21 protein-coding genes are annotated in these 21,541 nt (G+C 64.3%); 6 read left to right on the top strand and 15 right to left on the bottom strand.

Annotated elements, in window-relative coordinates:
- Positions 1-327: 327 nt before the first annotated feature.
- The 11 genes from GU920_RS18305 to GU920_RS18355 all read right to left on the bottom strand — a co-directional run bounded on the left by GU920_RS18305 (position 328) and on the right by GU920_RS18355 (position 11,468).
- The gene (locus tag GU920_RS18305) at positions 328-1,131 is read right to left on the bottom strand and encodes a 3-methyl-2-oxobutanoate hydroxymethyltransferase (RefSeq protein ID WP_161768550.1); all 804 of its coding nucleotides are present in this window, start codon (positions 1,129-1,131) and stop codon (positions 328-330) included.
- Entirely contained in the window at positions 1,128-1,451 is a 324-nt protein-coding gene (locus GU920_RS18310) for a MocE family 2Fe-2S type ferredoxin (RefSeq protein ID WP_161768551.1), read from the bottom strand. The genes GU920_RS18305 and GU920_RS18310 overlap by 4 nt, the downstream gene beginning before the upstream one ends.
- 3 nt (positions 1,452-1,454) lie before the next feature.
- Entirely contained in the window at positions 1,455-2,555 is a 1,101-nt protein-coding gene (locus GU920_RS18315) for a fatty acid desaturase family protein (protein WP_161768552.1), read from the bottom strand.
- Complete coding sequence (locus tag GU920_RS18320) at positions 2,552-3,754, bottom strand: aldose 1-epimerase family protein (protein WP_161768553.1); 1,203 nt, start codon at positions 3,752-3,754, stop codon at positions 2,552-2,554. The genes GU920_RS18315 and GU920_RS18320 overlap by 4 nt, the downstream gene beginning before the upstream one ends.
- Positions 3,755-3,815: 61 nt before the next feature.
- The gene (locus GU920_RS18325; RefSeq protein ID WP_161768554.1) at positions 3,816-4,730 is read right to left on the bottom strand and encodes a sugar phosphate isomerase/epimerase family protein; all 915 of its coding nucleotides are present in this window, start codon (positions 4,728-4,730) and stop codon (positions 3,816-3,818) included.
- A 20-nt stretch (positions 4,731-4,750) separates the two neighbouring features.
- The gene (locus GU920_RS18330; RefSeq protein WP_161768555.1) at positions 4,751-5,839 is read right to left on the bottom strand and encodes a Gfo/Idh/MocA family protein; all 1,089 of its coding nucleotides are present in this window, start codon (positions 5,837-5,839) and stop codon (positions 4,751-4,753) included.
- A gap of 21 nt (positions 5,840-5,860) precedes the next feature.
- The gene (locus GU920_RS18335; RefSeq protein ID WP_161768556.1) at positions 5,861-6,904 is read right to left on the bottom strand and encodes an ABC transporter ATP-binding protein; all 1,044 of its coding nucleotides are present in this window, start codon (positions 6,902-6,904) and stop codon (positions 5,861-5,863) included.
- 1 nt (position 6,905) lies between these two features.
- Entirely contained in the window at positions 6,906-7,997 is a 1,092-nt protein-coding gene (locus tag GU920_RS18340; RefSeq protein ID WP_161768557.1) for an ABC transporter ATP-binding protein, read from the bottom strand.
- Entirely contained in the window at positions 7,994-8,938 is a 945-nt protein-coding gene (locus tag GU920_RS18345; protein WP_161768558.1) for a carbohydrate ABC transporter permease, read from the bottom strand. Before GU920_RS18345 ends, GU920_RS18340 begins: the two co-directional genes overlap by 4 nt.
- Positions 8,935-9,795 (bottom strand): carbohydrate ABC transporter permease, encoded by an 861-nt coding sequence (locus GU920_RS18350; RefSeq protein WP_161768559.1) that lies wholly within the window; start codon positions 9,793-9,795, stop codon positions 8,935-8,937. The genes GU920_RS18345 and GU920_RS18350 overlap by 4 nt, the downstream gene beginning before the upstream one ends.
- Positions 9,796-9,857: 62 nt before the next feature.
- On the bottom strand, positions 9,858-11,468 hold the full coding sequence (locus tag GU920_RS18355; protein ID WP_161768560.1) for an extracellular solute-binding protein: 1,611 nt from the start codon (positions 11,466-11,468) through the stop codon (positions 9,858-9,860).
- Between the two features lie 314 nt (positions 11,469-11,782).
- On the opposite strand from GU920_RS18355, the gene GU920_RS18360 reads away from it, so the two are divergent.
- The 5 genes from GU920_RS18360 (at position 11,783) to GU920_RS18380 (ending at position 16,992) form a co-directional block, all read left to right on the top strand.
- A complete protein-coding gene (locus tag GU920_RS18360) occupies positions 11,783-12,814 on the top strand; it encodes a LacI family DNA-binding transcriptional regulator (protein WP_161768561.1) in 1,032 nt (343 codons plus the stop codon).
- A 714-nt stretch (positions 12,815-13,528) separates the two neighbouring features.
- On the top strand, positions 13,529-13,855 hold the full coding sequence (locus tag GU920_RS18365) for a hypothetical protein (RefSeq protein WP_161768562.1): 327 nt from the start codon (positions 13,529-13,531) through the stop codon (positions 13,853-13,855).
- A complete protein-coding gene (locus tag GU920_RS18370) occupies positions 13,855-14,745 on the top strand; it encodes a 3-hydroxyacyl-CoA dehydrogenase NAD-binding domain-containing protein (RefSeq protein WP_161768563.1) in 891 nt (296 codons plus the stop codon). The genes GU920_RS18365 and GU920_RS18370 overlap by 1 nt, the downstream gene beginning before the upstream one ends.
- Before the next feature lie 11 nt (positions 14,746-14,756).
- On the top strand, positions 14,757-15,698 hold the full coding sequence (locus GU920_RS18375) for a BKACE family enzyme (RefSeq protein ID WP_161768564.1): 942 nt from the start codon (positions 14,757-14,759) through the stop codon (positions 15,696-15,698).
- Between the two features lie 523 nt (positions 15,699-16,221).
- A complete protein-coding gene (locus tag GU920_RS18380; RefSeq protein ID WP_161768565.1) occupies positions 16,222-16,992 on the top strand; it encodes a GntR family transcriptional regulator in 771 nt (256 codons plus the stop codon).
- 80 nt (positions 16,993-17,072) lie between these two features.
- Here the strand turns inward: GU920_RS18380 and GU920_RS19775 are convergent, their stop codons facing one another.
- The gene (locus tag GU920_RS19775; protein ID WP_268894696.1) at positions 17,073-17,204 is read right to left on the bottom strand and encodes a hypothetical protein; all 132 of its coding nucleotides are present in this window, start codon (positions 17,202-17,204) and stop codon (positions 17,073-17,075) included.
- A gap of 115 nt (positions 17,205-17,319) precedes the next feature.
- Here GU920_RS19775 and GU920_RS18385 point away from each other — a divergent pair, with 115 nt between their 5' ends.
- Entirely contained in the window at positions 17,320-18,309 is a 990-nt protein-coding gene (locus GU920_RS18385; protein WP_161768566.1) for a LacI family DNA-binding transcriptional regulator, read from the top strand.
- Here the strand turns inward: GU920_RS18385 and GU920_RS18390 are convergent.
- Genes GU920_RS18390 through GU920_RS18400 form a run of 3 tightly spaced genes read right to left on the bottom strand, consistent with a single transcriptional unit; the run spans position 18,306 to position 21,465 of the window.
- Positions 18,306-19,439, bottom strand: a complete 1,134-nt coding sequence (locus tag GU920_RS18390; protein ID WP_161768567.1) for a Gfo/Idh/MocA family protein — start codon at positions 19,437-19,439, stop codon at positions 18,306-18,308. The genes GU920_RS18385 and GU920_RS18390 overlap by 4 nt on opposite strands.
- Before the next feature lie 12 nt (positions 19,440-19,451).
- Positions 19,452-20,342, bottom strand: a complete 891-nt coding sequence (locus GU920_RS18395; protein ID WP_161768568.1) for a sugar phosphate isomerase/epimerase family protein — start codon at positions 20,340-20,342, stop codon at positions 19,452-19,454.
- Positions 20,343-20,349: 7 nt separating this feature from the next.
- Positions 20,350-21,465, bottom strand: a complete 1,116-nt coding sequence (locus GU920_RS18400) for a Gfo/Idh/MocA family protein (RefSeq protein ID WP_161768569.1) — start codon at positions 21,463-21,465, stop codon at positions 20,350-20,352.
- Positions 21,466-21,541: the final 76 nt, after the last annotated feature.

Here is a 21,541-nt window from a genome sequence, read left to right on the forward strand (position 1 = left end):
ACGGGCGATTGCGGTGGTCAGGTGCGGGCCGTGCGCTCATGCAGTCTTGTGCACAAGGCCCGTGACAGATGTGTCAAGGATCGCCGCAATCCGTGCGCGCGTCACATCTTCCACCGCGTTCAGCACATGCAAGCAACCACCCACAGGGCGGACTTCGCCTGCACGAGATCGCGCGCCCAGCGGGCATTGCCCGGTGCTTCGATCAGAACAGGCCCCCCTTGCCCTTGGCCGTGAAACGCGTCTTGCGTCTGCGCGGCGTCCGGGCCGCGTCGCCACTGCGCGAAGGGCCCTCATCCCTGATCTGGGGGATGTCCGCACAGACGACGGTCATCGTGCTGTCTCGATGCGTGCCAGGAAGGACGCGGCCTCCTCTGGGGCCATGCGGACGATATGGCGGTCTTCCGGATAGGCCCCCGATGCCACATCCGAGATGAACTCGCGGAACGCCGCGATGCGCTCTGACTGCAGGCGGTCGAACTCTGCCGCGAAGTTCCGATAGACCTTGGAATGGCGGGGCATATGGCCGCGATTTGTGCCAAGGATGTCCTCGGCAAACAGGTACTGCACATCGCAACCCGGACCCGATCCCATCGACCACAGCAGGATTCCCACCCGCGCGCTGATCGCGCTCGCGACCTCGACAGGCACCACCTCGATCTCCACGGCAAAGGCCCCGGCCTCTTCGTAGGCGCGCACCTCCTCGAACAGGACCATCGCCGCATCCGCCGTCTTGCCCACCGCCTTGAAGCCGCCCGTCCAGGTCGCGCGCGACGGCACCAGCCCGACATGCCCCACCACGGGGATATGCTCTTCGGCCAGATAGCGCACCGTCCCCAGACCGGCCGAGCAGTAGAGCGCATCCGCCCCCGCCATCAGCATCCGGCCCGCAAAGCGCAGATAATCCTCGCGCGTTCCAGCCTCGCGGTGATCCACACCCGTCATGGAAAACAGCGTGGGGGCCACCTGCCGATACTCCGGGTCGGTCGCCAGCGCGGGTGGGATCGACACCACGTCGATCCCTGCCGCCTCGGCGGCTGCCGCCTCTTCCAGGGTGAAGATGCGCAGCATCGTCAGCTGCCCCTTTCCCTTGCGGGCCCGCAGGTCGGCAACGGTCGGTTTCCGGCGGGTCATTGCGTTTCCTCCAGCCCGATTTCCACCCGGTCCCCGGCCACGCGCACGGGGTAGATGCGCAGGTTGACGCAGACCGGCGCCCGCAGCGCCGCCCCCGTCTTGTAGTTGAAGCGCCCGTTATGCTTGGGACATTCGATCTGGTCCCCCATCACAAGCCCGTCGGCCAGATGCACCCGCTCATGCGTGCAAAGCCCGTCCGTGGCAAAGAAGGCCCCTGCAGGATCGCGGTAGATGGCAAAGCTCGCCCCGCCATGATCGAAGCGCAGAACATCCTCAGGTTCAATATCGTCCAGCCCGCAGGCCTCTATCCATTTGGTCATGTCTTACCCCATGCTTGCCCGTTCGGGCACGGTTGTGTGGAATTCCTCGCGATAGGGCCGCGCCGTCGGGGGCAGCTCCCTGCGCAGGTAATAGCCCGGCTCGCGCCGCTGCCGCAGGATCGCCGGCACCATCTCGCGGAAGGCCGACCAGATCGACGGGTTCGCAGGCGGCAGGTCGTGCTTGATCAAGGCATGCAGCCGCGGCAGGGCGTGATAGGGCACCATCGGGAACATGTGATGCTCCACGTGGTAGTTCATGTTCCAATAGATCCAGCGACTGATCGGGTTCATCAGAACCGTCCGGCTGTTCAGGCGGTGATCCACGACATCCTCTGCCAGACCGCCATGCTGGATCAATCCGGTCATGAACATATGCCAGCACCCATAGATCCGCGGCCCCCCGATCAGCATCAGGGGCAGGATTGACCCCATCCAGATCGCCGCAACCACGGCCGCCCCCTGAATGGCCACATGGATGCGCGCCGCCAGGATTGCCTTGGGGATCTCGCGCTCCGGGATATAGTCGCGCTCATCCGCCGTCAGTATCCCCGCCGCGTTCCGCAACAGCACCTTGAAGGATGCCCAGATGTCCAGAATTCCAATGAAATGCAGCAGGTTGGGCAAGATCCCGGTCGGATGCATGAAGGCGATCTCGGGGTCGCGCCCCACGATGATCGTGTCCGTATGATGGCGCGCATGGCTCCAGCGCCAGCTTACCGGGTTGCGCATCACCATGAAGCTGGCGATGTGATAGACGACATCGTTCATCCATTGCGTGCGGAACGCCGTGCCGTGCCCGCATTCGTGCCAGCGGCTGTCGCAGGCCGATCCGTACAGCACGCCATAGACCATGAAGAAGGGCACCGCCGTCCAGCTTCCCCAAAAGGCGATGCCCCCCGCCGCCGACAGGACGAGCAGCCCGATCCAGATCGCCGTATCGCGCAAGGCAGGCCCGTCCCTGCGCTGCATCAGCTCTTTCATCACCTTGCGCGGCACCTCGGAATGATACCACTCCGCCGATGCAAGGCCGAGTTCGACCGCCCGCCGCGCACTTGGCCCGGTCAGGCTATAATCGCGCTTCTGGACAAACGGCAACGTCGTCATGTCGTGATCTCCTTGGTCTTCTGAGCCCGCGTCAGGGGCCGGAAATTGCCCGAAGGTTCGGGAAAATCATCCTCGGGCTGTGGCGCTATGGCGCGGATTTCCGCCTCGGCCTGCGCGATGGCCGCTGCCCCGTCGAGAACCTCGAAGGACAGCGCATAGTCGCAGCCCTCGCCCGGTCCGAGCCAGATCATCTCGCCCCTGTCGCGGGCCGCCTGATCGCCCAATACGTGATGCGTCGAAGGTTCGATCGCCATCGCGTAATTGCCCGATTGAAGATACTGCCACTGAAAGTGGCAGGGCAATTCCGCCTTGCGTGTCACCACCTGCAGGCCAAGCGCGAGGCGGTCATTCACGATTGCGACCGGGACGCGGCCCGCTGCATCGGCGCGCATCTCATGCTGCCAGACCTGTTCGGAAAACTCGTCAACCGGGCCACCCATACGCCTGTATCCGACGCCCTGCGCCCGGTAACCCGCGCCGCCATGCGCCGCCCAGACCACGTCCTCCACCGGCGCGACGAAGCGCGCCCCCTCATCCAGCACCGGATAGCCAAGATTGACGTGGTAAAAGATCATGTGCGGCGTCGGCCTGAAACCTGCATTCTCGACCCGGTCAGTCAGGCGGATCGTGTCCCCGCCCAGATCGGCCTCGATCCTGCGGCGCAGCACCAGATGCTCGCCAAAGACCGCGGCCTGCACCACATCGGCCTCGGCCCAAAGGATGCAGCGCTCCCCCTGCCAGCTTTCGCCATATCCGCGCAGCCGTGCTGGCACCCCTGTCACGCGTCCATGCAGGACATGCGTGATGGTCCTGCGGTGCGGATAGCCATAGTTGGACGCGTCAACCGTTTCGGGACCCAGCGTGTGATCCAGGCCGCAAGTCACCAGAAACCCCGAAAAGGAACGCGCCCAGCCAAGCCCGCCTTCGCCTTCGGCATCATGCAGCGCGGGGTTGCGGAAACCGGTGGGCGAATGCCAGCCGATGGCGCGCCCCTTGTGCTCTACCTCCGCCAGATCCATCGCGCGATCGACCATCACGGTGAAGCGCAGGCCCGTCCCGGTGCGGAATTCCAGCATGCGCTGCCCACGCTCCACCCCGTCGCACAGCGTGACGAGGCGCACCCCTCCAAATTGCGAAAGGCTTCCTGTCCGCCGGGACAGATCAAGGCGTGAGTTTTCCCGACCGTAGAGATGAACCACGGCAACCGCTCCTGCTGCTTTCAGGGACCAGGGGGTGGCGGCTTCCCGCCACCCGATGTGATCACAGACCGTTCGCCTTGAACTTGCCGTCAAGGAAGGCCTTCGCCCGAGGAATGTCGTCCTCGGACAGATGTTCGATGATGACGGGGATGTTCGGATGCTTCTCGGCCAGCCGCTTCAGATACAGATCATAGTTAAGTGAGCCGAGCCCCGGCGCCGGAAGTTCGATCTCTCCCACGCCCCGGAAGGTGTGCGATTCCAGCGCATCCTCGTCGCCGATATCGGCATGCTTTTCCGATTTGTCGTCGCCAGACCGCTTCACGTCCTTGGCATGGGCGATGCGGATATGCTGGGTCAGCGTGTCAAAGACCTGATTCAGGATCTGATCCATGCGGTCGATGTTGTGCGTCTCGAAATAGTTCGTCGGGTCCATCAAGAGGCCAAGCCCGGGATGATCGACCTGTGCAAACATCTTCACCGTCTCCTCGACGCTGCCCACCACGTTGTTCACATAGGTCTCCAGCAGGAAGGTCGCGCCATGGTCATAGGCGGTCTGGGCGAGGTCGGCGATGACCTTGCGGCACTCCTCGAACCCCTCCTCGGTCTTGTTCTTCGGATGGTGGACCCAGTCGGATTCCGTGTTGTAGGTTCCCGTCTCGGAAATCACATAGGGCGTGCCAAAGCTGCGGGCATTGCGGATGATTTCCTTCAGATAGCCGACGCGCCGCGCCCGCTCGTCCTTGTCGGGATGAATGATGTTCGTATAGCCCGAAATGCAGCAGATCGGCAGGTTGTGGTCGCGGAAGGTGTCGCGCACACGCTTTGCCTTGTCCGCGGTGATCTGCCCCGCCGACAGGTCGATATCCTTGAAATGCAGGTCAAGCTGCACGGTAGTAAACCCCTGCGACTGGATCCGTCGCGCAGTCTCCTCAAGGCCATAGGGGTAGTATCCGGTGAAGATGCCCGAATGAAGCATGGTGTAGTCCTCCCTTTGTTTTAGTCTGTCTTGATTTCGGAAAGGCGCACGGTGCGCCCCTCCGCGATCGATCGATATCCCGCCTCGATCAGCGCGACCGTCCGCACGTTGTCCGCCACCGACAGCGCAGGCGAAAGGCCGGTGGTCACGGCGTGCTGCAACTGCTCCATCACCCCGATGAAGGCATGCGGAAACCACATCGTTCCCCAGGTGGGCGTGACCCACTCACCCTTCGTCGTCTTCTGCGACGCATACGTCAGGGTCGATGCCGCCCCGGTGGGCCAGCCGATCGTTCCCTTGGCCACCCCGGCCGTCCCCTCCACCCGGAACGTGATGTGCTGATCATCGCGATACCCCTCGGCGCGCGGGCCGGACCAGACATCCTCGAGCGACAGGGCCAGCACACCCGACGGAAAGCGCAAGGTAGAGACGGTGATCCCGTCGCTATGGTCGAACTTGGTGCGCGGGTCCTTGCGCGTCAGCGTGGTGATTTCCTCCGGGTCACCGAACAGGAACCGCAGCACGTCGAGATGATGCACCGACATATTGGCCAGCGTCAGGCGGTCATATCCTTCAAGGAAGCCCTGCCAATGCGGGATGGCATGCATGTCGATCTGGGCAAAGACAATCTCGCCCAGTTCCCCCCGATCAAGGATCTGCTTGAGCACGCGCATCGACTGGTCATAGCGCATGTTCTGGTTCACGCTCAGGATCTTGCCCGCCGCCGCCGCCTCGTCCCTGAGCGCGATGGCCTCGGCCAATGTCAGCGCGAGCGGCTTCTGCGCGAGGATGCCCTTGATATGCGGCTGCTTCAGCGCAGCCCGGATCAGCGCGGGCTGCTGGTCCGGCGGATAGGCGATGTCGAGGATCGTGATGGATGGATCGGCGATCAGGGCCTCGGGCGTGTCATGCACCTTTCCGATGCCCCAGCGCTCTGCCACCGCCGCCGCCCTTGCCGGCGTGCGGCTGGCGATGGCCACCACGGGAAATCCCGCCTCCTTGTAGGCGGCCAGATGGCATTCTGCCATGATCATGCCTGCGCCGATGCAGCCGATGGGCTGCTCCTTGCTCCTGACCGATGGATCCGGCTGGAAGTCATGCATCGCCATGTTCGGTTTCCCCCCTCTGTCTCATGCGCGGCGCAGGGCCTGACCGCCCGCGCCAAAGAAATGTGCCCGTCCCAGATCGACCGACAAAGTCACCGCTGTCGCGACGCGGATATCGGGCTGACCGCGCATCAGGGCGCGCAGCATCCGGCCGCCCACATCCAGCGTCACCACGGTGGTTCCGCCCAGCGGCTCTACCTCCCAGACCTTCGCCACCGCGCCATGGCCATCATGCGCGCCCACGCGGATGTCCTCTGGCCTGATGCCGATCTCTGCGGTCCCTGCCGGGGCAAGTCCTTCAAGCCGGATCACGCCGCCGCCGCCCTGCACCATCGCGACCGGCAGGATGTTCATCGCCGGCGCCCCGAGGAGCTGCGCCACATAGGCCGAGGCCGGGTGATCATAGATATCCACCGGGCGGCCGATCTGGCGGATCGCGCCCCGTTCCAGAATGGCCATCCGATCCGCAACCGACATCGCCTCTTCCTGATCATGCGTCACATAGATCAGGGTTCGTCCCGCCTCGCGCTGGATGCGCTTCAACTCCACCCGCGTCTCTTCGCGTAGCCTTGCATCCAGGGCCGAGATCGGGTCATCCATCAGGAAGGCAACCGGGTCTCGCACCAGTGCGCGCGCGATGGCCACGCGTTGACGTTCGCCGCCTGAAAGCTGCGCAGGCATCTTGTGCAGCACATGCCCGATATGCAGCTTGGCCGCTGCATCCTTCAACCGCGCACCGATCACGGCTTCGGCCTCGCCCCGCTCCACCAGCGGAAAGCGCACATTCTGCTCGGCCGTCATATGCGGGAAAAGCGCGAGGTTCTGGAACACCATGGCGATGTTGCGCCGCGCGGGCGACACCTCATTCACGCGGCGGCCATCAATCAGGATCTCCCCCTCATCCGGCCGCTCCAACCCCAGGATCAGACGCAGCATCGTCGTCTTGCCAGAAAGCGGCGGCCCGAACAGGCAGAAGAACTCGTTATCGGCCACGGTAAAACTGGCATTGTCCACTGCCACCGTCTGGCCATAGCGTTTGGTGACGTTGTGAAAGCTGATCTCCGCCATCTCAAACCTCCCGCAAGGCTGCGCCAGTGGCGGCGTCAAACAGGCGCAGCGCCCCCGGATGGGGGGCGAGATGGACCAGATCACCCACCAAAACCCGGGTATCGTTGTCGAACACGGCCTTGGCCGTGATCCCGTCACGCTCGAGATGGACGATGGTCCGCGCCCCGATGCGTTCAACGAAACCCACCGTCATGCCAAGCCCCGCCCCCGCTGCGACGAGGTCCACCTGTTCCGGCCGGAAGCCGAACTGCACTCCCCCCTTTGCCCGCCGCGCCGCCGCCGCCAGCGGCGCGTCGAGCACCGCAGACCGGCCCAGCGCACCCAGATCAATGCGCAGCCCCTCCGCCCCCTCGACGGGCACGCCCGCCAGCAGGTTCATCCCCGGTGCGCCGATGAACCGGGCCACGAAGACATTGGCGGGGTTGTTGTACACCTCCAGCGGCGTGCCCACCTGCTGCAGCACGCCATGATCCATCACCGCGATGCGGTCCGCCATCGTCATCGCTTCAAGCTGGTCATGCGTGACATAGACCATGGTCTGGCGGAACTCGCGCTGGATGTGCTTCAGTTCGGTCCGCATCACCGCCCGAAAGGCGGCATCCACATTCGACAGAGGTTCATCCAGCAGGAAGATGGCAGGCTCCATCATGGCCGAACGACCGATGGCCACCCGTTGCAGGATGTTCACCGACAGCCCCGAGGCGGGACGGTCCAACAGATCCCCCAGTTGCAGAAGATCGGCTATGGCAGCAGTTCGGCGCGCGATCTCTGCCTTCGGCGACCGCGCCATGCGCAAACCGTAGTCAAGGTTCTGGCGCACGGTCATGTGGGTGAAGATCGCGTAATTCTGGAACACGAACCCCACGCCGCGCCTGCCCATGGCAACGCCCGCCATGTCACGGTCGCCGAACAATATGCGGCCCTCGCTCGGCTCTTCCATCCCCGCGATCATGTTCATCGTCGTGGACTTGCCGCAGCCCGACGGCCCCAGCAGCGCCATGAACTCCCCGTCGCCTATGCTCAGGTCCATGCTTTTCAGCGCGGTGAACCCGCCGAACCGCTTCACCAGATTCTCCAGACGGATCGCGGTCATGCTGCCCGCTCCTTCCGCGCCATCCGCTTGATCGCCCAGACGCAGGCCACCGACAGAACGAGCAGGATCACAAGGGCGATGGCCGCCACGTAACCCCAGATCAGATCCTGCGTGGTGATCTTGTAGATGTAGACGCTGATGGTTTCCGTCGCGACACCCGGCCCGCCGCCCGTCATGATGAACAGCGTGTCAAAGATCTTGAAACACTCGATCACCCTTATGGCCAAGGCGATGATGATGATCGTCTTCATCCGGGGCAGCACGATGGTCCGGAACTTCTGCCAAGGCGACGCACCAAGCAGCGTGGCGGCTTTCATCTGATCTTCCGGCACCCCGACCAGCCCCGCCAGCAGAATGAGGAACATCAGCGGCGTCCATTGCCAGATGTCCGCCACCATCACGGCCAGCATCGCCAGCATCGGATCGGAAAGCCACGCCACCGTCACCGGCATGCCGAGGAGCGACGACAGGATGTCATTCACCGGACCGCCCGACTGGAACAGCATGTAGAACATGTATCCGGCCACGGCGGGGACAACCATCATCGGCATGATGAGGATGGAATAGAAGACACGCTTTCCCGGAAAGCTGTCGGCAAACAGCGTCGCAAGGGCAAGGCCCAGCAGGAATTCCACAGGAACGCAGACCACCATCACCAGCGCCGTTCGCCCCAGTGCGGACCACAGCCTCCCATCCCCCGCCACATCGACGTAATTGGCAAAGCCGTTCCACAGTTCATATGCGCGCGGCCAGCCCAGCCCCGAGAGCGGCGACCAGTCCGTCAGCGAGATGTAAAGCTGCATCAGCAGCGGAAAGACCGAGATGAACAGCACGAGAAGCTGGGCAGGCAGCGTAAGCCGAAGCCCAAGGCGCGCGCCCTCATCAGCTTCGCGCGCGGCGGGACGGGCGGGCATGTCCTTGCTGATTTCTGCGCTGGTCATTGCTTCAACGCTCCGAAAGTCAGGCCACGGACAAGGTGACGCTGGATCATGATTCCCAGAAACACGGGCGGAACGGCGGCAATCAGTCCAAGCGCGGCCTTCGCCCCGTAAAGTTGCCCCGTCATCGAAGAGGAAAGCGATGCCATGTAGACCGGAATGGTCACCCATTCCCGCGTCGTCAGCAGCAGCGCGATCAGGTAATCGGACCAGTTCAGGATGAAGACGAACAGCGCAGCCGAAGCAAGCGGCGCCCGCATCATCGGCAGGGTGATCCGCCAGAACACCCGCCCCCGCGAACACCCCTCCACCAGGGCCGCCTCTTCGATTTCGCGTGGCATGTCATCGAAGAAGGTTTTCATCAACCAGAAGGCGAATGGCAGCGTGACGATCCCGTAGATCAGCGCCAATCCCCACCATGTGTCCATCAGGTTCAGAAAGGACCACATCATCATCACGGGGATCATCACCGCCATCGGCGGAAACAGCCGCAGCTGGATCAGCGCCAGCGGCAGGTTGCCCCCTGCCCCGAACCGCGACAGCCCATAAGCCGCCGAAGTGCCTGCCGCCATCGCGATCAGCGTGCCGAGGCTGGCCGATAGTAGCGATGACAGGATCGGCTTCGCCGCCGTCCGATCCAGCGCCACGATCAGGTTCGATCCGCTCTCACCAAAGATGTAGCGGAAATTGTCCAGCGTCGGCTCCTTGGGAAACCACGTCAGATCGGCCCCTGTCGCCTGCCATTCGGCAATGGGCTTGAAGGCCATGGACACCATCCACAGGATCGGCACCAGTGTGATCGCGCAGGCAAGCAGGATCGCCGCATATCGAAAGGCCTCGAAGGCCGGGGAACGTCTCATGGGAAGATCAACTTTCGGGATAGGTCGGCCGGGGCACGCTCGGGCGCCCCGGCCCGTCACGATCAAACCGGATCGAGAACCGTGGGCCATGCCGCCTTGTTGGCACGCACGGCCTCGATGATCTTCTCCTCACCTGTGCGGCGGGTGATCTTCTGCCATTCGTCGGCGGCATCGGCCATTGCCTGCTCGGCCGTCTTGGCGCCCGTAAGTGCCGCCATCAGGTTCTCGTCCAGCGCATTGTGGAACGCCGTCGCGCCCGGATAGTTGATCGACGGCACGGTCCGGGCCACGGTCTCGCGCACCACGTCCATGTGATAGCCGTGATAGGTCTCGCGCACCAAGGGATCGCTGAAATCCGACAGGCGGAAGGGATCGAAATACCCGCCCGGATTGGCCGTCATCCACGAATAGATCCGGCTCGATCCCAGCCACTGCAACAGCAGATACGCCACTTCCGGATATTGCGACTGCGCACTGACCATCCCGGTCAGCGAGAACCACAGCACCGAACGGCTGACGATGTTGCCGTCGATCTCACGCCCCGGCGGCAGCATCGACCCGACCTTGCCGGTCACAACCGACCCGCTGTTGCCCGCATTGTCTAGGAACTTTGGCAGGTTCGAGAAGGCGCAGGTGATGGCCGTATTCCCGCTTCCGAAGCTGCCATACTGCTCTGGCCAGCCCCAGCTCACCGCATCCGGCGAATGATAGGACAGTGAGGCGACATATTCCTGCGTCGCCGCAATCCCCTGCTCCCCCGCAATCAGCGGCACACCGTCATCGCCGAACAGGAACTGGTTGGGCGAGGCCATGCTCGCATAGCGCTGATACCAGTTGGTATAGCCCCAGCCCTGATTGCGCAGGTCGGTGCAGCCGAACATCCCCTTGTCAGGGCGATGGAAATGGGTGGCTACATCGTCCAGTTGCTTCCAGGTGCGCGGCGGCGCAAGGTCATAGCCATAGCTCTCCTTGAATGCCGCCTGCTCCGCCGCGTCTCCCAGTAGGTCGCTGCGATAGACCCAAGTCTGGAAATCGCCGTCGAGCGAAACGCCATAGGTCGATCCGCGATACTGATTGAGCAGCGCAACGCCCTGCGCCCCGCCGACATAACCGCGTTCGGCATCGTCCCATTCCGGCCGGTGTTGCGCGACATAGTCATCCAGCTTCGCGATGCCGCCCGACTCCGCCAGATCCCCCAGACGGTTCCAATCCGTCGAATAGATGTCAAATCCGCCCGCCTTGGTGGATATGTCCTGCATCGTCTTGGTGAATTCCTGCCCGTTCGGCAGACCCACGATCTCGATCGCGATGCCGGTTTCCTTCTCCCACAGGTCCTTGATGGAAGGCGCGCCCGCCGGGAATGGCTGGGTCAACTGGCCAATCGACCCGTCGGACAGGCCGACGACGATCTTGGCCGGGGCCTTGCCGGCCCCTTTCAACGCTTTCGCGGCCTCGATGGCACGCCCCTCTGGCGTGTCCGGCCCGTATTGGTAACGCTCGCATCCCGGAAAACCCGTCGGCCCGCCGATCATGCCCGGGGCCAGCGCATCCGCCCCTTCGGCGCGGCTCGGCCGGATATAGCGCGGCGCGATTCCGATGGCCGCGCCATAGATAGCCAGCTTGCCACCGGTCGCAAGCAGTCGGCGCCGCGAAACGCGGTTCTGATTGGTCATTGCATCCCTCCCTATCGGGTTCGCCCCTCCCGACGCCCCGGATCGGAAATATTGATGACATCAATCAGCAGGTCAACTCATTTTTAATCATTTAACCGCAGATATACCCACCCTGATGATGCAATCTCGCCCAAAACAGAAGATGAAGCGCGATTTTCTGATGCAATTTGCTGTTGATATGGTCAGAATCTCCAGGCTCACCGCTTCAAGAGCTTGCCCATCCAAGAGTTAACATCATTTCACATCAATTTTCATCATTTACACATTCCACATTCAGTGGCAGGTAGGGGGATGAACCTGATCGGAGCTTATGGATGAACAGTCGCGTCACCCTGCACGACATCGCCCGCGCGGCGGGCGTGTCCGCTGCGACGGTCGACCGCGTCCTGAACAACCGCGACGGTGTGCGGCGCCGCACGCGTGACGTGGTGATGTCTGTCGCCCATCGCCTTGGCTATGTCAGCGAGGCGGATCTGCCGCCGGACGTGCGCAGCGTCGTTCAGCGTGTCACGCTGGTCTTTCTTCTCCCCGCAGGCACCAACAGCTTTATCAAGCTTCTCGCCCAGCAACTGGAACAGCAGGCCGCCGAACGACCCGACATAGACCTGCGCATCGAAGAGCTTGAGGGGTTCAATCCCACGACCGTCGCCGCACGACTGGCCGAACTTCAGGGCGAGGCCCATGGCATCGGGCTCATCGCGCAGGACCACCCCGTCGTGCGCGAGGCCCTGCGCAGCCTCGACCGCGCCGGGGTTCCGGTGGTCACGCTCGCGTCTGACGTGCAAAGCGTGCCGCGTCTTGCCTATGTGGGCATCGACAACCGTCAGGCCGGGCGGCTGGCGGGGCAACTGATGGGCCGTCTGCTGCCCGCGCGCCAACACCTCAACATTGCCATGTTTGCCGGGTCTCTGTCCTATCGCGGCCACGAGGAACGCGAGATGGGCTTCCGCAGCATTCTGCGTGACGAGTTCCGCAACATTCATATCGTTGAGATGCGCGAAGTCCTCGACGATCGCGAACGCGCCTATCATGAGGCGAAGTCGCTCCTGAAAATGTATCCCGATCTGGCCGGCATCTACAACGTGGGCGGCGGCACGCAAGGCATCGCCCGTTGCCTGACCGAGGCAGGGCGCGCACAGGATGTGATCCTGATCGGCCACGACGCGACCGAAGGCAACAAGCGCCTGCTCCTCGAGGGCACGATGGATGCGGTGATTGACCAGAACGCCCGCGTCGAGGCGCGCGAGGCGCTGAACCTCCTCGTCGCCGCAACCCAGGGAAAGACCTACAACTTCATCCCGCCACGGCTGCATGTCATCTTTCGCGAAAACATCCCATACGATTGACGGCATGCAATCGCCGCAACCATAGCGCGTTCCGACGCTGCCCGTCGGCCGAGCAAGAACGCAGCTTGCACTACGGCATCCTTCAGACCGGCCGTGGATGCGGGTAACGGCCGGAAATCGGAAAGTCCCGCCTTGCAGCCACCGTTGCCGGTCATTTCCTGCGAGGGATGGATCCTTGCGCGGCAAGCCCGGGCATTTCCGGCACCATACAGGCCGCAGGACGGATCGGGGTCATATCCAACCGACGGCCAGGGCAAGGCAAATCAGCCCTCTGCGGCCCCACGCTCGCCACGGCAGACGAACCTCACGTTCAGTGACCAGCCTTTGAGCGTTTGTCTTTCTGTCGTGTCAGAAAATGACAGCACTGCCTCTTTGCAATGGCAATTATCGTATCGGCAGCACAAGTTCCAATCCTTTCAGCCACCAGAAGTCACCCGGCCGAACAGACGCGGCCCACGACTGGACCCTATTCTTAAACCTGATTGAAGCGATATGCTCCACGCGGGGGCCGATCAGAGTGGGATTGACAGGTCGCCGCCGTCTCTGCCATTATTCTGACATTTCAGAAATGGTTCTGCTGATCGAGCCCGGGCCAAGCCGGGCCGCCAAACCGACAGAGAGACCGCAAGGGGCACAGGCGCCCCAAGCCCATGCAATAGACAGCATGCTCCCCCCCCATGGGAAGCGCGCGGTCACCCCGCAATCGAGGACGAAATGACCGATGCCATCATCGTGGGGGGCGGCGCGCTGACCAGCGAACCTTGGGCCAATCCCGCCTGCACGGTGACACCGGGCGAAACCGGCGGACGGGACAGAAGCCCCCTCATGCTCACTTCGGCGGGCCACGCTGAACCGCTGAAGGCACTGAACGCCGACCCGGGCCATTTGACCCGCGCCGCACAGATGCCTGCGCAACCGTTGCGCCCCCTTCACCCTGCCCGCGATCTTGGCCGCACGGCCTATCGCGCCGCCGTCATGGCGCTGCGCGACGCCGCCGTCGGAACGCCGTGGCGCAAGACGATACATCAAGGAGACATGTGATGACGACAAAACCCAAGGTCGCGCTGATCGGCGCGGGCCAGATCGGCCGCAGCTGGGCGCTGCTTTTCGCCCGTGCGGGGCACCCGGTGGCGGTGCAGGACATCGACCCGGCGCAACTGGACGGTGCCGGGAATTGGCTGACCGAGAAAGGGGTCACGGTGACCCTGACAACCGACCTCGGGCGCGCGCTGGCGGGTGCCGCTTACGTTCAGGAAAACACGCCAGAGCGGCTGGAGATCAAGCAGGCGACGTTCGCCGCCCTCGCCCCGCATCTTGCCTCCGACGCGATCCTAGGCAGTTCGACCTCTGCGCTGGAGCCTGATGTGCTGTTCGCAGATGCCCCGTTCCGCGACCGGGCCCTCGTGGTGCATCCGACCAACCCGCCCCATGTGCTGCCCGCGGTCGAACTCGCCCGCTCGCAATGGACGACAGACGCGGCGCTGACCGAAACACGCCGCCTGATGCAATCCATCGGTCAGGATCCCCTTGTCCTGAAACGCGTCCTGCCGGGCTTTGTCGTCAACCGCCTGCAAGCCGCCCTCGTCAACGAAGCCATGGCGCTGGTCGCCCAAGGCGTTGCCGACCCGGATGAGATCGACATTGCCGTCCGCTCGGCCCTTGGCCTTCGCTGGGCCTTCATCGGCCCGTTCGAGACGATGGATCTGAACTCTGCAGGCGGCTTCGAGCTTTACGCCCAAACCTTTGGCGCCATGTTCAACACCCTGCGCAACGACCTTCGGGCCCGCGACCCCGAGGCCTGGTCCACCGACACCCCCGCGCGTATCGGCGCCGCCCGGCGCGCGATCCTTCCCTTGGACAGCCTTCCCGCCCGGCAGGCCTGGCGCGACGCGCAGGTCCTGCGCCTGCGCGCCCTCAAAGACACCCAATAAGGAGCCTTCCAATGCCGAAACCGAAAAGCCGCAAGGTCATCATCACCTGCGCCGTGACCGGCTCGATCCACACGCCCACCATGTCGCCCCACCTGCCGATCACGCCCGCGGAGATCGCCACCAGCGCCATCGCCGCCGCCGAAGCCGGGGCCTCGATCTTGCACCTCCACGCCCGCGATCCCAAGGACGGTCGCCCGACCCCCGATCCAGAGGTCTTCCGCGCCTTCCTGCCCCAGATCCACGCGGCCACCGACGCCGTCATCAACATCACCACTGGCGGCGGCCACAACATGACCGTGCAGGACCGCCTGGCCGCCCCCCTCGCCTTCAAGCCCGAGATGTGCTCGCTGAACATGGGCTCGATGAACTTTGGCCTCTTTCCCCTGAAAGACCGATACCCGTCCTGGAAACACGAATGGGAGCCCGCCTATCTGGAAAACTCGCGTGATTTCATTTTCCGGAACACTTTCAAGGACATCGAATACATCCTGAAGCATCTGGGCGAGGACTGCGGAACACGGTTCGAGTTCGAATGCTACGACGTCGGCCACCTTTACACGCTTGCGCATTTCCTCGATCGCGGGTTGGTCCAGGCGCCACTCTTCATCCAGACGATCTTTGGCATCCTTGGCGGAATTGGCGCCGATCCGCGCCACCTGATCCACATGCGCGAAACCGCCGATCGTCTGTTTGGCGATGCCTATGAATGGTCGATCCTTGCAGCCGGGCGCCACCAGATGGGGCTTGCGACCATGGGCGCCGTCATGGGCGGGAATGTGCGGGTGGGGTTGGAGGACAGCCTCTATCTGGGCAAAGGGACGCTGGCGGAAAGCAACGCGGCTCAGGTCAGCCGCATCCGCACCATCCTGACCGAACTGTCACTTGACATCGCGACCCCCTCCGAAGCGCGGGCGATGCTTGACCTCAAGGGCGCGGCGGCGACCGCGCTGTGACGGCGTGGCGCTGGTCATGCGGCAGACCGTCCGAAGCACCCGCCTGATCCGGCCGCCCAGCGTAGGCCAGCCAAGGCCATCCCTGGGCACCGGGCGGCAGCGGCGCGGGCACGCAGGACCGCCCATCTCGCGCGGGCCGCGCAGGGCGCGCGCGGGGGATACCCCCCGCGCGCCCTGCCAGACTGCCCCGCCAAACCCGGGTGCCTGCCATGGGCTTGATCGGGGTTTCTGCGCGTGCCCTGCACGGGAAAGGGGCAGCATCGGACAGCATCCGCACCGACACAGCGTCGGTCAAAGGCATGGATGCCAACGCCGATACTGTGGACTTCGGCGGCTTGCGGCGATCAGGGATTGCGCGCGACCCGTCGCTGCGTGCCTTTCAGGGAACCTTGCCATCGCCACGATCAAGGTCTGGCCAATCACGGTGCGGGCGCCCATCCTTGCTTGCGCCCGTCCGCGACTTGGCCGAAATTGCAGGGGGCGGCCAAATACTGCCCGTCCCGGCCCAGTTCGCGGTGATGACATGAACCATTCTCCTCCGCCCGACTCCGCGCCGCGCTCTCCCCAAGGCCGTCGTCCGACCGCCGCGCCCGATCTGCAACTGCCCGAGGGTGACGCCCCGATCGAGCGCAAGGTCTATGACGCGCTACGCTATGCGCTGATGTCGGGGCGGATGATGCCGGGGCAGATGCTGACGTCGCGCTCGCTATCGGACATGCTGGGAGTAAGCCACACACCCATCATGGCCGCGCTGAAGCGGCTTGAGGCTGACAAGGTGCTTGCGGGCCGCAACCGCAGCGCCTTCTACGTCAGCGAACCCGACCGCGACGAGTTTCACGAAATCCTCGACATCCGCCTTGTGCTAGAGGTCATGGCGCTGCGCCGCGCTGTACGGAACATCACCCCCGAAACACTCGCCAGGCTGCGCATCATCAACCAGTCATGGCTTTCCGTCGGCACGATTGCAGAAGGCCCCGCCACCCTGACCGCCGATGTGCTGGTTGAGCGGAAGCGCGCCGCCCTCGCCGCCAACTTCCGCTTCCATTTCGAAATCTACCGGCATTGTGGCTCAGCCACGCTGGTCGATCTGATCGAACGCTTCTGGCTGCGGATTGGCCCGATGCTGCATCGGTATTTCGCCGCCGATACCGTCGCCTCGATGACCGACGCCCACGAAGATATCTTGCGGGCGCTTGAGAACCGCGATGCCGAAGGGGCCGAACTCGCGCTGCGCTATGACCTGAGCACCGCCTTCGCGGTGATCGTCCCGCAGTTGCGCCGAAGCGGCGGCTGACCACGCGCCGCGACCGTGCCAAGGGAACGCTGGTCGGGGTTCTGTTGACCTTTCGTCTTTCGCAGCCCGCCCCATTTCGATCAGTCAAGACCGGTCGCGCGATCATCCCCCGCGCTGGGATGCCCCGCATCCGCGTCCCGCTTTCGGTTTGGAAGCTGGCCGATATCCGTCACCAACGCGGTATCCAGACCGGCAACGAAACTGCGCTGCATCGTCGGACCACCCGTTCTGTCGGCCAAGCGGGCGGTTGCCCGCGATCGGCGGTTCTCACCCCTGCGCGTTGGCCCTATAGTGCCGTTCCCAAGGCGGGACGCGACAAGGCAGGGCATGGCAGTCACACTCAAGGACGTGGCAGAACGCGCGGGGGTCTCGCGCTCCGCGGTGTCGCGCGCCTTCACCGAAGGCGCCTCGGTTTCGGCCCGGACCCGCGCCAAGGTGGCGCGCGCGGCCGAAGAGCTGGGCTATGCGCCCAACGCCCTGGCCTCCAGCCTCACGACGGGGCGGACGAAACTCATCGGCCTGATCGCGAACAATTTCCACAATCCCCTGATCCTCGAGGTGTTCGATCTCTTTACCCGGGGGTTGCAGGATCGCGGCCTGCGCCCCCTTCTTGTCAACCTCAGCGGGGCGACCGACCCCGCCGCCTCGGTCCGCATGCTGCGGCAATATTCGGTGGATGGCGTCATCGTCGCCTCCTCCACCCTGCCCCCCAGCTTTGCCGCCGCCTTCCGGCAGGCAGGCCTGCCCGTCGTCCACGCCTTCGGTCGGCCTGTCCCCGCGCCCGAGGTGCCCGTGGTGGGCATCGACAACTTTGCCTGCGGGCAGTTGGCCGCAGAAACCCTCATCCGGCGGGGCTATGCGCGTGTTGCCTTTCTCGGCGGCCCGCAAAGCGCCACCTCGACCCAGGACCGCGCGGCGGGTTTCCTCGCCGTCCTGCGGGATCATCCGCAGATCACGGTCAGCGCAAGCTATGCCTGCGACTACACCTTTGATGCCGGGCGTGCCGAAATGCAGCGCCTGCTCGCCGCCTCGCCCGCCGAGGCGTATTTTTGCGGCGATGACCTGCTGGCTGTCGGCGCGCTCAGCGCCATCACGGGATCAGGCCGGTCGGTGCCCGGCGATATCGGCCTGATCGGCCTGAACGACATGGAGATGTCGCGCTGGCAGAACATCGCCCTGACGACCATCCGCCAGCCCGTCGCCGACATCATCGCCGCCGCGATCGACCTTGTGGTGGCCACGATCGAACAGCCCGACCGCCCCCCCGAAGTCCGCCTCTTTCCCTGCACGCTGGTCGAACGCGCCAGCTTGCGCTAGCGGAACATAGGGGGGCGCGCGTCCAACCATGCCCCGCCCGCCTTGGCCGATGCTACGGCACCATGCACCGCCGCCATCGACCGAACACCGCTTGCCGCCAAGGGCAATCCGTCGCGCAGCTGCCCCCGGATCGCATCCGCCAGATCGCAATAGATGTTCGCCACCGCCATGGGAAAGCCCTCGGGATGGGCAATCGCCACCCGGCTCAATCGCTTGGCGTCCGCATAAAGCCCCGCCTCACCCTTTTCCATGATCTGGGTCCGTCCGCCCACCGGGGTATAGATCAACTGGTTGGGCTGCTCGGACGCCCATCGCAGCCCCCCCGTCTCGCCAAACACCTGAATATCGAACCCATGCTGGCGCCCGATGGCGACCGAGGATGTCCACAGCCGCCCGACCGTCCCGCGCGACAGCCGAAAGTTCACCATCGCATCATCCTCCAGCACGCGGCTGGGAATGGTCGATGCGAAGTCCGCCGAAAGCGTCTCCACTTCATCATCGCAGATGAAACTTGCCATATGCAACGCGTGGATGCCGCAATCGGCAAACTGCCCCGAAACCCCCGCCATCGCCGGATCATAACGCCAGCGGACGCGCGGATTGTCGGCATCCGTCGCATCGCCATGATGCCCGTGGCTGAAATTCGTCACCACCAGCCGCACGCGCCCGATATCCCCTGTCCGCACCATGGCGCGCGCCTGCCGCACCATCGGATAGGCAGAATAGCAATAGTTCACCGCGCAGAGGCGCCCCGTGCGCGCGGCCACCCGGACGATCTCTTCGCCCTCTTCCACCGTCATGGTCATGGGCTTTTCGCATAGAACGTGAAACCCCGCCTCAAGGAAGGCCTTGGTGATCTCGAAATGCGTGGCATTGGGCGTGGCGACCGTCACCAGATCCACCCGATCCTCGCGCCCCCGCTCGCCCGCCAGCATCTCGGCCCAGTCGCCATAGGCCCGGTCCGCCGCGATGCCCAAGCGCTGCGCGTAGTCCCGGCCCACCTCTGGCCGGTGATCCAGCGCCCCGGCGACAAAGGCGAAATGCCCATCCGCCTGCGCCCCCAAGCGATGCGCCGGTCCGATCTGGCTGCCCTCACCGCCGCCGATCATGCCCCAGTTCAGCTTTTTCATGTCCACCCCCCCTCAGAACCCGATCGAGGAAAGATAGCCCCGGTTCCTGCGCGCATCTTCCGCGGGGCGCACATCCAGCGTCGGGTCGCAATCCTGCTCTACCGTGCACCACCCCTGAAATCCTGCCTCCAACAGGATCTGCCGCACCGCGGGAAAATCCACATCCCCCGTGCCAAGATTGCAGAAGATCCCCTGCCCGCAGGCATCATAGAACCCCGTGCTGTTGGCAATCGCACGGGCCTTCACGACCGGGTCGATATCCTTGAAATGCATATAGGAAATCCGCCCGATATGCCGCCGCATGAAGGCCACGGGATCGAACCCCGCATAGGAATGATGCCCGGTGTCGAAACAGATCTTCAGGATGCCTTCATCCACCTCATCCAGCAGCCGCTCCAACTCGGGCTCAAAGTCGATGAACCCCGCCGCATGGGCGTGGATGCCCACGATCAGGCCGTAATCCTCGGCCCCCATCCGCGCCACCGTGGCGATGCGGTCGCGGAACGCGGCCCATTCCGCCGCATCCATCTGCTCGGCCGCCGCCGCCCGGCCCGCCGTCGGCGCCCGGCGCGGCGAGATGGAATCGATCAGCACAAGATGCCGCGCCCCATGCGCCAAAAGCGCCCGGCACGTCCGCCGCGCGGCATCCATCACCTCATCCCATTTCGCCGGGTCGTGAAAGGGCCGGAACACCACCCCCCCGATCAGTTCCATCCCGTGATCATCCAGCGCCGCACCCAAGACATCCGGATCTTCCGGCATGAACCCGACAGGACCCAGCTCGATGCCCCGATATCCCGCCGCCGCGCATTCTGCCAGCACCTGCCGCCACGGCGGGTTGCGCGGATCCCCTGCAAACTCCACACCCCAGGAACAGGGCGCATTTCCGATGCGAATGGTCATGTTATCCTCACCCTTGCGCGACAGCGTGCCATTGCCCGTCTTCCGCCGCCTTGAACGCCGTCTCGATGATCGCCGATACGGCAAGCCCGTCACGGAAGGTGGGCCAGACCGGGCGCCCCGTGGCGATCGCCTGCAGAAAATCCCGCGCCTCGATGATGATCTGGTCCTGATAGCCGGTGCCATGACCGGGACCCTGGCAGAAGGCGAGGTAATCGGGATGCCGGGGGCCGGTCAGGATACGCGTGAACCCCCGCGTCGCCTCGGGCCCGTCAGCGCGGTACAGCCAGACCGCGTTCTGATCTTCCTGATCGAAGCGGATCGCGCCCTTCGTGCCGTGAATTTCATAGGCATAGCCCATCTTCCGCCCCGTCGCCACGCGGCTGACAAACAGATGCCCCATCACACCGGACGCAAAGCGCAACATCATCTGCGCCTGATCGTCGTTGTCCACAGCAACCGGCCCCGCCGGCCCGGGCCGCACCGCGTGCACCGTCTCGATCCGCGCCGAAAGCGCCTCCACCGGCCCCATCAGCGCCAGCAGGCAATTGATCGGATGCGGCGCCAGATCGCCCATCGTGCCATTCGCCCGCCCTGTCGTGCGCCAGGTCGCAGGCAATGCGGGATCGGCCAGAAAATCCTCTGTATGCTCGCCGCGAAACCATGTCACGCGGCCGATCGCGCCCTCGGCCAACAGCTGCCGCACGAATTGCGTGGCAGGCGTGCGCACATAGTTGAACCCGATCATGTTGGGCAACCCGGAGGTCTCTGCCGCCGCCACCATCGCCCGGGCATCCGCCAGCGACGCCCCGAGCGGCTTTTCGCAGAACACCGGCTTTCCCGCCGCAAACGCCGCCTCGGCGATCGCGCGGTGCGTCTCTTGCGGCGATGCGATCACCACCGCCCCCACGCGCGGATCACCCACCACATCACGCCAGCTTTCGGCGGCCCGGGCAAAGCCATAGGAACGCGCGTGGCGCTCTGCCGAGGCAAGGCTTGTGGCCGCGATCACCTCGAGCCGGGGCCGCAGGGCGGTGTCGAACACCGCCCCCACAGCAGAATAGGCCACGGCATGGGCCTTGCCCATATATCCGCCGCCGATCAGTCCGATGCCGATCTCTGCCACAGAAAGCCTCCCCGCTTTCAGCACCGACCGCGACGCTTGTTGCAACCGGTTGCAAAAGCTGTATCCTCAGGTCCCA

It is taken from the genome of Paragemmobacter ruber, assembly GCF_009908315.1.
In the GTDB taxonomy this organism is placed as follows: domain Bacteria; phylum Pseudomonadota; class Alphaproteobacteria; order Rhodobacterales; family Rhodobacteraceae; genus Paragemmobacter; species Paragemmobacter ruber.

Bases quoted from the DNA above. Each gene is read 5' to 3' on its own strand.
- GU920_RS18305 (WP_161768550.1), bottom strand. From the start codon at position 1,131: ATGACCCGCCGGAAACCGACCGTTGCCGACCTGCGGGCCCGCAAGGGA.
- GU920_RS18310 (WP_161768551.1), bottom strand. From the start codon at position 1,451: ATGACCAAATGGATAGAGGCCTGCGGGCTGGACGATATTGAACCTGAG.
- GU920_RS18315 (WP_161768552.1), bottom strand. From the start codon at position 2,555: ATGACGACGTTGCCGTTTGTCCAGAAGCGCGATTATAGCCTGACCGGG.
- GU920_RS18325 (WP_161768554.1), bottom strand. From the start codon at position 4,730: ATGCTTCATTCGGGCATCTTCACCGGATACTACCCCTATGGCCTTGAG.
- GU920_RS18330 (WP_161768555.1), bottom strand. From the start codon at position 5,839: ATGGCGATGCATGACTTCCAGCCGGATCCATCGGTCAGGAGCAAGGAG.
- GU920_RS18335 (WP_161768556.1), bottom strand. From the start codon at position 6,904: ATGGCGGAGATCAGCTTTCACAACGTCACCAAACGCTATGGCCAGACG.
- GU920_RS18340 (WP_161768557.1), bottom strand. From the start codon at position 7,997: ATGACCGCGATCCGTCTGGAGAATCTGGTGAAGCGGTTCGGCGGGTTC.
- GU920_RS18345 (WP_161768558.1), bottom strand. From the start codon at position 8,938: ATGACCAGCGCAGAAATCAGCAAGGACATGCCCGCCCGTCCCGCCGCG.
- GU920_RS18350 (WP_161768559.1), bottom strand. From the start codon at position 9,795: ATGAGACGTTCCCCGGCCTTCGAGGCCTTTCGATATGCGGCGATCCTG.
- GU920_RS18355 (WP_161768560.1), bottom strand. From the start codon at position 11,468: ATGACCAATCAGAACCGCGTTTCGCGGCGCCGACTGCTTGCGACCGGT.
- GU920_RS18360 (WP_161768561.1), top strand. From the start codon at position 11,783: ATGAACAGTCGCGTCACCCTGCACGACATCGCCCGCGCGGCGGGCGTG.
- GU920_RS18365 (WP_161768562.1), top strand. From the start codon at position 13,529: ATGACCGATGCCATCATCGTGGGGGGCGGCGCGCTGACCAGCGAACCT.
- GU920_RS18370 (WP_161768563.1), top strand. From the start codon at position 13,855: ATGACGACAAAACCCAAGGTCGCGCTGATCGGCGCGGGCCAGATCGGC.
- GU920_RS18375 (WP_161768564.1), top strand. From the start codon at position 14,757: ATGCCGAAACCGAAAAGCCGCAAGGTCATCATCACCTGCGCCGTGACC.
- GU920_RS18380 (WP_161768565.1), top strand. From the start codon at position 16,222: ATGAACCATTCTCCTCCGCCCGACTCCGCGCCGCGCTCTCCCCAAGGC.
- GU920_RS19775 (WP_268894696.1), bottom strand. From the start codon at position 17,204: ATGCAGCGCAGTTTCGTTGCCGGTCTGGATACCGCGTTGGTGACGGAT.
- GU920_RS18385 (WP_161768566.1), top strand. From the start codon at position 17,320: ATGGCAGTCACACTCAAGGACGTGGCAGAACGCGCGGGGGTCTCGCGC.
- GU920_RS18390 (WP_161768567.1), bottom strand. From the start codon at position 19,439: ATGAAAAAGCTGAACTGGGGCATGATCGGCGGCGGTGAGGGCAGCCAG.
- GU920_RS18395 (WP_161768568.1), bottom strand. From the start codon at position 20,342: ATGACCATTCGCATCGGAAATGCGCCCTGTTCCTGGGGTGTGGAGTTT.